This window comes from Falsiroseomonas sp. RANM36 (assembly GCF_056682175.1).
Window position 1 is genome coordinate 1632749 of sequence record NZ_JBWXTD010000003.1, and the last position, 9787, is coordinate 1642535.

General features: G+C 73.3%; 11 protein-coding genes. 7 read left to right on the forward strand and 4 right to left on the reverse strand.

What is annotated here, in order from left to right:
• Positions 1–155: 155 nt before the first annotated feature.
• Positions 156–767 carry a polyhydroxyalkanoate synthesis repressor PhaR gene (gene phaR, locus AC1MIR_RS12750; RefSeq protein WP_480028524.1) on the reverse strand — a complete coding sequence of 204 codons (612 nt, stop codon included), beginning with the start codon at positions 765–767 and terminating at the stop codon, positions 156–158.
• Positions 768–1175: 408 nt separating this feature from the next.
• Between phaR and AC1MIR_RS12755 the strand changes: the two genes are divergently transcribed.
• Positions 1176–2414: an alpha/beta fold hydrolase gene (locus tag AC1MIR_RS12755; protein WP_480028525.1), complete on the forward strand. Its 1239-nt coding sequence runs from the start codon at positions 1176–1178 to the stop codon at positions 2412–2414.
• Between the two features lie 61 nt (positions 2415–2475).
• Positions 2476–3651, forward strand: coding sequence for an acetyl-CoA C-acetyltransferase (locus AC1MIR_RS12760; protein WP_480028526.1), 1176 nt, complete (start codon positions 2476–2478; stop codon positions 3649–3651).
• A 76-nt stretch (positions 3652–3727) separates the two neighbouring features.
• On the opposite strand, the gene AC1MIR_RS12765 is transcribed toward AC1MIR_RS12760, so the two are convergent.
• Entirely contained in the window at positions 3728–4348 is a 621-nt protein-coding gene (locus AC1MIR_RS12765; protein WP_480028527.1) for a TetR/AcrR family transcriptional regulator, read from the reverse strand.
• A gap of 89 nt (positions 4349–4437) precedes the next feature.
• Between AC1MIR_RS12765 and AC1MIR_RS12770 the strand changes: the two genes are divergently transcribed.
• From AC1MIR_RS12770 to AC1MIR_RS12780, 3 genes are all read left to right on the forward strand, one after another.
• Positions 4438–4866: an ABA4-like family protein gene (locus tag AC1MIR_RS12770; RefSeq protein ID WP_480028528.1), complete on the forward strand. Its 429-nt coding sequence runs from the start codon at positions 4438–4440 to the stop codon at positions 4864–4866.
• Complete coding sequence (locus AC1MIR_RS12775) at positions 4863–5669, forward strand: hypothetical protein (protein WP_480028529.1); 807 nt, start codon at positions 4863–4865, stop codon at positions 5667–5669. The genes AC1MIR_RS12770 and AC1MIR_RS12775 overlap by 4 nt, the downstream gene beginning before the upstream one ends.
• A gap of 96 nt (positions 5670–5765) precedes the next feature.
• The gene (locus AC1MIR_RS12780; RefSeq protein ID WP_480028530.1) at positions 5766–6842 is read left to right on the forward strand and encodes an SMP-30/gluconolactonase/LRE family protein; all 1077 of its coding nucleotides are present in this window, start codon (positions 5766–5768) and stop codon (positions 6840–6842) included.
• A gap of 11 nt (positions 6843–6853) precedes the next feature.
• Here the strand turns inward: AC1MIR_RS12780 and AC1MIR_RS12785 are convergent, their stop codons facing one another.
• Positions 6854–7462 carry a hypothetical protein gene (locus AC1MIR_RS12785; protein WP_480028531.1) on the reverse strand — a complete coding sequence of 203 codons (609 nt, stop codon included), beginning with the start codon at positions 7460–7462 and terminating at the stop codon, positions 6854–6856.
• Between the two features lie 50 nt (positions 7463–7512).
• Positions 7513–8232 (reverse strand): class I SAM-dependent methyltransferase, encoded by a 720-nt coding sequence (locus AC1MIR_RS12790; RefSeq protein ID WP_480028532.1) that lies wholly within the window; start codon positions 8230–8232, stop codon positions 7513–7515.
• Positions 8233–8309: 77 nt separating this feature from the next.
• Between AC1MIR_RS12790 and gloB the strand changes: the two genes are divergently transcribed.
• Both gloB and AC1MIR_RS12800 read left to right on the forward strand, forming a co-directional pair.
• A complete protein-coding gene (gloB, locus tag AC1MIR_RS12795) occupies positions 8310–9044 on the forward strand; it encodes a hydroxyacylglutathione hydrolase (RefSeq protein ID WP_480028533.1) in 735 nt (244 codons plus the stop codon).
• Positions 9045–9123: 79 nt separating this feature from the next.
• A complete protein-coding gene (locus AC1MIR_RS12800; RefSeq protein WP_480028534.1) occupies positions 9124–9750 on the forward strand; it encodes a glutathione S-transferase N-terminal domain-containing protein in 627 nt (208 codons plus the stop codon).
• Positions 9751–9787: the final 37 nt, after the last annotated feature.

Sequence of the window (9787 nt, forward strand, 5' to 3'; positions counted from 1 at the left end):
CCGCCCGCCGGACCTGGCGCGGAGGGCGCGGCGGCGCGCTCCCGCCGACCGCGCGAGGGCGCCGGCGCAGTATTTCGGGGTGGAGGGCGGCACGGTGTCGCGGCACGCGCCGCGCCCGGCGGGCGGCGGCAAGCCCGGCGCGCCGGGCGGAAGGATCAGCCCTTGCCGCCGCCCCGGCCGCGCGCGGCGTCGAGCTCGGCCCGCAGCCGCTCCACCTCCGCCTGCAGCGCCGCGATCCGCGCCGCCTCGCCGACCGGCTCGGCCGCATCGGCGCCGGGGCGGAAGGGTGCGAACAGGGTCATGGCGCGTTCCATCATCGCCATGTTCTGCTTGCCCATCTCCTCCAACCCGCCGAACGGGTTGAATCCGCCCATGGTCTGTTCCACCGCACGGCGCACCTGGTCCTGCTGGCGGGCGAAGGCGCCCATCACCGTCTCCAGGTAGCGCGGCACCATGGAGCCCATGCTGTCGCCGTAGAAGCCGATGATCTGCCGCAGGAAGCTGGTGGGCAGCAGGTGCCGGCCCTTGGACTCCTCCTCGACGATGATCTGGGTGAGCACGGAACGCGTGATGTCCTCGCCCGACTTCGCGTCATAGACGACGAAGTGCCGGCCCTGGCGGACCATCTGGGCCAGGTCCTCCAGCGTGACGTAGGACGAGGATTCCGTGTTGTAGAGCCGCCTGTTCGCGTATTTCTTCACCACGACGGGCGGGCTGGCCGGCGTTTCGGCCGCGTCCGCCGGGGGGAGTCTGGTGTCCTGTGACATGCTCTCGCTTGCCTTCCGCGCGGCCGTCCCGCCGCCTGGGACGGATGCTAACATGGGCTGCGCTGCGGTGCGAAATTTCCGATGTGGCCACCGGGCGAGGCAATCGGGGCGAGTTCCCGCCGGGCGCGCACGGGCGCTAAAGATGCGACATGGACGGGGATCCCCCCAAACCGGACGAGGCCGAGATCGAGCGCCTGGCCGAGGACTGGATCACGCTCTGGCAGAGCGAGATCGCGGCCATGGCCTCCGACCGCGAGGCCGCCGAGGCCTGGGCCGCGGCCGCTTCGGCCTGGGCGGCGCTTGGCGCGGCTTGGTTGCGTGCGGCTGCGGCGCCGCCCTTCGGCAGGCCGCCGCCGACCTGGCCGTTCCCTGGGCCCTTCCAGCCCCCGTTCCCGGGCGCCTTCGGGCATGACGGCGCCGCTGCGCCGCCGCGGCCCCCGGCCGCTGCCGCTCCACCTGCTCATGGGAGCGAGCCGGGGATGGCTGGCGCTGGCCGGGACGATGACGCCCTCCGCCGGCGGCTCGCCGAGCTGGAACGGCGGCTTGCCGATCTCGAAGGCGGGCCGGGCGGAGCAGGCCCGGATCCTCGACCGCCTCGCCGCCGGAAGCCACGCGCCTGAGGAATTCCGGGCGGCGGTGCTGCGCCGCCTGCTGCGGGAGGACCGGGCGCTGATCGCCGGCATCGCCGCCTATCGCCGCCACCCCTACACCCGCCGCCTGCCCGACCCGCCGGTGCCCTGGGCGGAGGGCGGATCGCGCCTGCTGGATTTCGGCAGGCCGGGCGCCGCCGGGCCGCCGGTGGTCTTCGTCCCTTCGCTGGTCAACCGCGCCTACGTGCTCGACCTCGACGAAAGAAATTCGCTGCTGCGCTTCCTGGCGGGGCAGGGGGTGCGGGCGATGCTGCTCGACTGGGGTTTTCCGGGTGAGGCCGAGCGCGCCTTCACCCTGACGGACTACATCGCCGGGCGGCTGGAACGGGCGCTGATGGCGCTGCCGGAGCCCGCGGTGGTCGTCGGCTACTGCATGGGCGGGCTGCTGGCGCTGGCCGCGGCGCTGCGCCGGCCGGACCGGGTGCGCGCGCTCGGCCTGCTCGCCACGCCCTGGGACTTTTGGGCCACGCCGGATGAGGCGCAGCGCGCCACCGCCGCCGCGGCGCTGCTGCCGGGGCTGGAGCCGCTGATGCAGGCGACCGGCACGCTGCCCGTGGACGTGATCCAGACCCTGTTCGCCGGCCTCGATCCCTGGGGAATCCCGAGGAAATTCAGGGCCTTCGCCCGGCTGGACCAGGCTTCCGTCCGCGCCGCGCTGTTCGTCGCGCTGGAGGATTGGCTGAATGACGGCGTGCCCCTCGCCGCGCCGGGGGCGCGGGAGACGCTGGGCGGCTGGTATGGCGCCAACACCCCGGCGCGGCTGGCCTGGCGCGTCGCGGGCGCCGTGGTGGACCCGGCGGAGGCGCGGGTTCCGGCCTTCCTGGCGATCCCGCACCGGGACCGCATCGTCCCGCCCGCCTCGGCGCGGGCGCTGGCCGCGAGGCTCCCCGGCGCCCGGCTGCATGAGGCGGAGGCCGGGCATATCGGCATGGCGGCGGGCAGCGCGGCGGAGACGGCGCTCTGGCGCCCGCTGCTCGCATGGCTGCGAAGCTTGTAGCGGACGCTGCGGCGCACCAAACTGCGGGCACGCCAGTTCCTGAGGAAGGGAAGCACCTCCCATGACCGAGATCGTCATCGCCTCGGCCGCCCGCACGCCGGTCGGCTCCTTCAACGGCGCCTTCGCCAGCCTGCCGGCGCATGCGCTCGGCACCGTCGCCATCAAGGCCGCGCTCGAGCGCGCCGGGGTGAAGGCGGAGGAGGTGGACGAGGTGATCCTCGGCCAGATCCTGACCGCTGGTGCGGGGCAAAACCCTGCGCGCCAGGCGGCGATGGCCGCCGGCATCCCGGCCGAGCGCACCGCCTTCGGCATCAACCAGCTCTGCGGCTCTGGCCTGCGCGCCGTGGCGCTCGCCGCGCAGCAGATCGCGACGGGCGACGCTGCCATCGTGGTGGCCGGCGGGCAGGAGAGCATGACCCAGTCGCCGCATGCCGCGAACCTGCGCAACGGGCAGAAGATGGGCGGGCTCGAGCTGGTGGACACCATGCTCAAGGACGGCCTGTGGGACGCCTTCCACGGCTATCACATGGGCAACACCGCCGAGAACGTCGCCCAGAAATACCAGCTGACGCGCGAGGAGCAGGACCGCTTCGCCGCCGAAAGCCAGCGCAAGGCCGGCGAGGCGATGAAGGCCGGCCGCTTCAAGGACGAGATCGCGCCCGTGACGGTGAAGGGCCGCAAGGGCGACGTGGTGGTCAGCGAGGACGAGTATCCGAAGCCCGACACCACGATGGACATTCTCGGCAAGCTGCGCCCGGCCTTCGCGAAGGACGGCACGGTGACCGCGGGCAATGCCTCCGGCATCAATGACGGCGCCGCGGCGGTGGTGGTGATGAGCGCGGCCGAGGCCGCGAAGCGCGGCATCACGCCGCTGGCGCGGATCGTGAGTTGGGCGACGGCGGGCGTGGACCCGGCGATCATGGGCACGGGCCCGATCCCGGCCAGCCGCAAGGCGCTGCAGAAGGCCGGCTGGAGCATCGCGGACCTCGACCTGATCGAGGCGAACGAGGCCTTCGCCGCGCAGGCCTGCGCGGTGAACAAGGACCTCGGCTGGGATCCGGCGAAGGTGAACGTGAACGGCGGCGCCATCGCCCTCGGCCACCCGATCGGCGCGTCCGGCGCGCGGGTGCTGAACACCCTGCTGTTCGAGATGCAGCGCCGCGGCGCGAAGAAGGGCCTCGCCACGCTCTGCATCGGCGGCGGCATGGGCGTCGCGATGTGCGTCGAGCGGGCCTGACCTAGCCGCTCTTTCCTCCCCCCTAGGTCTCCCTCTCCCGCGGTGCGGGGGAGGGTTGGGGTGGGGGCACGACCGCCTATCCCGGCCCGGCGCCCCCGCCCACGCACGCCGCCACCACCAGCCCCAACACATCCTCCGCCACCTGCGGCGCCCAGAGTTCGCCCACGCCCTCCGCCCGCAGCGTGCTGAACCCGTGTACCGACGACCAGGCCAGCGCCAGCCGCGCCCGCCGCGCGCGCGGATCGAGCCCCGGCGCCGCCTCCGCCATCGCGGCTTCCAGCACCGCGAAGGCATCCTCCGCCGCGGCGCGCCAGGCGGGATCGCCCCGGTCGATCAGGTCGGTGCGGAACATCAGCCTGAAATGCGCCGGGTTCGCCCGCGCGAAGCCGATATAGCCGCGCCCCGTCGCCGCCAGCCGCGCCGCCGCATCGGCATCCGCCGGGAGGGCCGCGACCTCCGCCCGCATCGTCGCCGCCAGCCTTGCCTCGCCTTCGGTCACGAAGGCCGTCAGCAGCCCGCGCTTGTCGCCGAAATGCGGCGCCGCGGCGGAGTGCGAGACGCCAGCCCGCCGCGCGCATTCGCGCAGGCCGACCGCCTCCGGCCCCGCTTCCCGCACGATCTCCCCGACCGCGTCGAGCAGCGCGCGACGTAGTGCGCCGTGATGATGCCGACCTTCGCCCTTGGGGGTGACTGCCATGCCGCGATCCTGGCCCGGCTGGGAAAACTTGACAATGGTCAGTTCGATGCGCCATGAACTGACCATTGGTCAGATCACCGGGAGGCCCCATGCAGGCCGAGACGATCTTCTCCACCGCGAACATGCTCGCCATGGCGGGCTGGCTCGCGCTGCTGGTCGCGCCGCGGACGCGCTGGGTGACCTGGCGCCTTTCGGGCCTCGGCATCCCGGCCCTGCTCGCCGCGCTCTATGCCGTGCTGCTGGCCTGGCACGCGCCAGGGGCCGAGGGCGGCTTCTCCTCGCTCGCCGGCGTCGCCGCGCTGTTCCGGACGGAGGGCGTGCTGCTCGCCGGCTGGGTCCACTATCTCGCCTTCGATCTCTTCATCGGCGCCTGGATCTGCCGTCGCGGCGCGGCGGAGGGGATGAACCCCTGGCTCCTGCGCCTCTGCCTGCCGCCAACCTTCCTGGCCGGCCCGGTCGGGCTGCTGCTGTTCCACGGCCTGCGTGCCGTGCTCGCGAAGCGGGAGATTCCGGCATGAGCCTCACCCTCGAAGCACCCATGCCGCGCCGCGCGGTGTTCGCCGAACTGGACCGGCGCCAGCCGCTGCTGGCACGGCTGGGCTGGGTCTTCCTGGCGGTCCTGCTGCTCTGCCTCGCCGCAATGGCCCTCGATCCGCGCGCCTTCGACGGCGTCTCGGTCTGGGTGAAGCCGGCGAAGTTCGCCGCCTCCTTCGTCCTCTGGTTCTGGACCCTCGCCTGGGCCTGGGGCGTGCTGGCGCCGGAGGCCGCGCGCGGCCGCATCGCACGCATCGCCCTGTGGGGCACCGTCGCCGCGGCGCTGTTCGAGCAGGGCTGGATCACCTGGCGCGCCGCGCTCGGCGGCCCGAGCCACTTCGCGAAGGATGCGCTCGGCGCCGTCATGTATTCGCTGATGGGCGTGGGCGCCGTGACGCTGGTGGCGCTCGCCGCGCTGCTCGGCCTGCTGGTGCTGCTGCGCCCGCGTCCCGGCGCCCCGCGCCCCTGGGTGCTGGCGGTCGGGCTCGGCCTGGTGCTCGGTGGCATGCTGGGCGGCTTCACCGGCGCGGCGATCTCGGTGCTTGACAGCCCGCATGTCGGCGGCGCCGCCACCAATGGCGCCGGCCTGCCGCCCTTCTACTGGTCGCGCGACGGCGGCGACCTGCGCATCGCGCATTTCCTCGGCATCCACGCGATGCAGGCGCTGCCGCTGCTGGCGCTGCTCGGCGCCGGAGCGCGCATGGTCGGGCTGGCGGCGGCGGGCTGGACGGCGCTCACCCTCGCCGTCTTCGCCCTGGCGCTGCAGGGCGTCGCGCTCTCCCCCTGACGCGGCGCCCTCTCGCAGCCGTGACCCCCGGCGCACCCGCCGCGCGTGGCATCCTCCCGCCCGGGGCCCGCATGAGGCCCAGGGAGGGACGAAGCCATGACCAACGCCCGCCTCGGCCGGCGCGGCCTGATCGCCGCGGCCGCCACCATCGCCGCAACCCCCGCGCTGGCGCAGCGCCAATACGGCCGCGGTTCGCCGCCGCAGCGCTACCCGGACCCCGACATCGTCGCGATCGACCCGCGCCGCTTCAACATGGGGCTCGGCAACGCCGCGATCCGCCGGCTGCACACCGGCATGCAATGGGCCGAAGGTCCGGCCTGGCACGCCACGGGCCGCTTCCTTGTCTGGTCCGACATCCCCTCGGACGAGGCGCTGCGCCTGAACGAGGAGGATCTCAGCGTCCATCGCCGCTTCCGCAGCCCCTCCGGCTTCTCCAACGGCAACACCTTCGATCGCGAGGGCCGCCAGATCGCCTTCCGCCATTTCCATCGCGACGTGGCGCGCTACGAGCCCGACGGGCGCGTGACCGTGATGGCCGCGCGCGGGCCGGACGGGCCGTTCAACGCGCCGAATGACGGCGTGGTCCACCCCGAGGACGGTGCGCTCTGGTTCACCGATCCCGGCTACGGCGCGCTGATGAACTACGAGGGCGAGCGCGTCCCGGAATCCGCGAACTCGCCCCGCCCCTTCATCAAGGAGGCCGTCTATCGCATCGACGCGCAGTCGGGCGCGGTGACCAAGGTGACCGACGCGCCCTTCAAGCCGAACGGGCTTTGCTTCTCGCCCGACTACCGCATCCTCTACGTCGCCGACACCGGCGCCAGCCATTACCCGGAGGCGAAGAAGATCATCTGGGCCTTCGACGTGGACGGCCCGCGGCTGCGCAACCCCAGGACCTTCGCCGACACGACGCTGGACGGGAAGGCGGGCATGGCGGACGGCATCCGCGCCGATGAGCGCGGCAACATCTGGGCCGGCATGGGCTGGGTCGGCGACGGCTATGACGGCGTGCACATCTTCGCGCCCGATGGCGCGCGCATCGGCCAGATCAAGCTGCCGGAGATCTGCTCGAATGTCTGCTTCGGCGGCACGCGGCGGAACATCCTGTTCATGACCGCGAGCCAGTCGCTCTACGCCGTCCCGGTGGAGACTCGCGGCGCGCATTTCTGCTGAGGCTGGTTTCCTCAGCCGTTCAGCAGCGCGTCGATGTCGGCCTGGCCGAGATCGCTCGACCCGGCCGCGGCCTCCACGGTGCGCGCCTGAGTGCGCACCTCGACCCGCGGGCGTTCCGCCGCTTCCGTGGCGGGCGCCAGGGTCCGCAGCGCGCCCTCCACCTGTTGCAGGTGCTGGATGGCGCGGCGGATGCGCTGGCCGGTGAGGTCCTGGAAGGCGCAGGCCTCGAAGATGGCGTTCAGCCGATCGACGATCGCCGGCGCGGCGGCGGCGTCGCGCCCGGCGGCGATCCACTCCCCGATCGCCTCGGCGGCTTCCAGGATGGTGTTGGCCGCCGCCTCGGTGACCTGCACCACCGCCTCCAGCTCCAGCCCGCTGTTGCGCGTGGCGGCGGCGGGCACGGCGATGAGCTGGGCGATCTGGGCCTGCATCCGGGCGATGTCCCCGGCCAGCCGCGCCTCGCTCTGGTCGGCCAGCTCCACGCCGGCATGCAGCTCGGCGCTCAGCTCGGCGATCCGGCGATCCAGGAAGCGGCGAAGATCGGCCAGGCGGGGGTCGAGCTCCGCGGCGAGCGCCGCGCGCAGCAGGGCCGGGTCGGGCGGGGTCGGGCAGGCATCCATCCGCCGCATCCTGCACCGCCATGGCTGAAGGCCCGGTTGACGCGCCGGGATCAGCGCCCGGCCAGCGCCACCACCGTCCGCCGCACCGCCGGGGCGCCGGCCGGCACGCCGGCGAAGAGATCCTTCTCCGCCTCCACGATGAAGACGCCGGCGAGCCGCGGGCAGAGCAGCCGGCCGCAGCGCTCCAGCACCGGCGCGGCGGAGCCGATCAGCCTGAGCCCGTAGGGCGGGACGAAGAGCGCCGTCTCCTTCCTTTCGGCGCGGAACAGGTGGCGCGCCAGCAGCCGCTCGATCTGCCCGCGCGAATAGGGCTGGCCATGGCCGAAGGGCGTCCGGTCCAGATGCGCCCACATCCCCACGCGGTTCGGCACCACCAGCATCAGGCGCCCATCGTCGCGCAGCACCCGCCACACCTCGCGCAGCAGCCGCCTGGCGTTCTCCGCCGCCTCCAGCCCATGCACCAGCAGCACCCGGTCGAAGCTGGCATCGGGCAGCGGCAGGTTCTCCTCCTCCGCCAGCAGGGTGGCATGGCCCGCGGGGTGGGCGCCGAGCCCGTTGGTCCCGGCCAGATGCGACGGCACCAGCGCCACGCAGCGCCGGGCCTCGGCCCGCCACAGGCCGAGATAGGGCGCGGCCCAGCCGAGCCCGAGCACCGATTGCCCGGGCAGTTCGGGCCACAGCGCGGCCAGGCGCGCGGCGACGAGCCGCGCCGCCGTGTCGCCACCGCGCGAGTCGTAGAAGGCGGCCAGGCCGTGGACCTCGGTCGTCATGCGGATGATATAGGGGCTTTGGGCGCCGCATGGCACGGTGCGGGCCGGGCGCCCATGCCGGGCGAGGGAGTGAGGCGATGTCGTTGCGGATCGAGGCGGTGCCCTGCCTCCAGGACAATTATCTCTGGCTGCTGAAGGACGGCCCGACCGGTGCCGTCGGCATCTGCGACCCGGGCGAGGCCGGTCCCGCCATCGCGGCGGTGGAGGAAGCGGGCGGGCGGCTCGACGCGATCCTCCTCACCCACCATCACGGCGACCATGTGAACGGCGTGGCCGAGCTGAAGGCGCGCTTCCCCGAGGCCAAGGTGGTCGGCGCCGCGCTGGACGCGCACCGCCTGCCGCCGCTCGACCTGGTGGTGAAGGAGGGCGATCAGGTGCCGCTCGGCGCCGCGCGGGCCGAGGTGCTGCACCTGCCCGGCCACACCACCGGTCACATCGCCTTCCACTTCGTGGCGGACCACGCGCTGCTCTGCGGCGACGTGATCTTCGCCCTCGGCTGCGGCCGCCCGCTGGAGGCGGGGGGCATGGAGGCGCTGTGGCATTCGCTGCGCCGCATCGCGCGGATGCCGGCCAACACCCGGCTCTGCTGCGGCCATGAATACACCGAGAGCAACGCCCGCTTCGCGGTGCATGTGGACCCCGAGAACAAGGCCCTGAAGGCCGAGGTGGAGGCCGCCGGTGCGCTGCGCGCGGCCGGCCGGCCGACGGTGCCGACGACGCTGGCGCAGGAGCTGGCCGCCAACCCCTTCCTGCGCGCGAAGGACCTGGCCGAGTTCGCGGCGCGGCGCGAAGAGAAGAATCATTTCAAGTGACGGGCGGTCCGATTCGGACATCCGGTGCTCGCCGCCTTGAGCGGCTGCGCCCTCCGGTCATTGGAACGCCTGTGCCGACATGGGAAAGGAACGCCTGGTCGCCATGATGAAGCTGCACTACAGCGCCAACAGCCCCTTCGCGCGAAAGGTCATGGCCTGCGCCATCGCCCGCGGCATCGAGGACCGGATCGAGACGGTGGGCAGCAACCCGCACGCCTCGCCGGAGGACCTGGTGAAGTCCAACCCGCTGTCGAAGATCCCCTGCCTGGTGCTGGAGGACGGCACCGCGGTCTTCGACAGCCCGGTGATCTGCGAATACCTCGATTCGGTGGGCGAGGCGAACGGCCTCTTCCCGAGTTCCGGCACGCCGCGCTGGGTGCGCATCTCGGTGATGCATGCGCTGGCGGACGGCATCGCCGATGCGCTGGTGGCGCGGCGGATGCTGGCCGGCACGCCGGCGGACGAGGTGCGCGCCCGCCACCTGGCGCGCCAGCAGGCCGCCGTGGCGCGCGGCCTGACGGTGCTGGAGGCCGATCCGCCGAAGGGGCTTTCGGACATCGGCGCGATCGCGGTGGCCTGCGCGCTGGGCTATCTCGATTTCCGCTTCGCCGACGAACCGTGGCGGCAGGCGCATCCGAACCTCGCCGCCTGGTTCGCCGAGGTCTCGCCCCTCGCCCCGCTCGCGCGCACCGTGCCGGGCGCATGAGCACGTCCGCAGCGTCGCGCCGCAGGCGCGCGGGAAA

Excerpts from the sequence above, each read along its gene's own strand:
- AC1MIR_RS12760 (WP_480028526.1), top strand. The coding sequence starts at position 2,476 with ATGACCGAGATCGTCATCGCCTCGGCCGCCCGCACGCCGGTCGGCTCC.
- AC1MIR_RS12765 (WP_480028527.1), bottom strand. The coding sequence starts at position 4,348 with ATGGCAGTCACCCCCAAGGGCGAAGGTCGGCATCATCACGGCGCACTA.
- AC1MIR_RS12775 (WP_480028529.1), top strand. The coding sequence starts at position 4,863 with ATGAGCCTCACCCTCGAAGCACCCATGCCGCGCCGCGCGGTGTTCGCC.
- phaR (WP_480028524.1), bottom strand. The coding sequence starts at position 767 with ATGTCACAGGACACCAGACTCCCCCCGGCGGACGCGGCCGAAACGCCG.
- AC1MIR_RS12790 (WP_480028532.1), bottom strand. The coding sequence starts at position 8,232 with ATGACGACCGAGGTCCACGGCCTGGCCGCCTTCTACGACTCGCGCGGT.
- AC1MIR_RS12785 (WP_480028531.1), bottom strand. The coding sequence starts at position 7,462 with ATGGATGCCTGCCCGACCCCGCCCGACCCGGCCCTGCTGCGCGCGGCG.
- AC1MIR_RS12800 (WP_480028534.1), top strand. The coding sequence starts at position 9,124 with ATGGGAAAGGAACGCCTGGTCGCCATGATGAAGCTGCACTACAGCGCC.
- AC1MIR_RS12780 (WP_480028530.1), top strand. The coding sequence starts at position 5,766 with ATGACCAACGCCCGCCTCGGCCGGCGCGGCCTGATCGCCGCGGCCGCC.
- AC1MIR_RS12770 (WP_480028528.1), top strand. The coding sequence starts at position 4,438 with ATGCAGGCCGAGACGATCTTCTCCACCGCGAACATGCTCGCCATGGCG.
- gloB (WP_480028533.1), top strand. The coding sequence starts at position 8,310 with ATGTCGTTGCGGATCGAGGCGGTGCCCTGCCTCCAGGACAATTATCTC.
- AC1MIR_RS12755 (WP_480028525.1), top strand. The coding sequence starts at position 1,176 with ATGACGGCGCCGCTGCGCCGCCGCGGCCCCCGGCCGCTGCCGCTCCAC.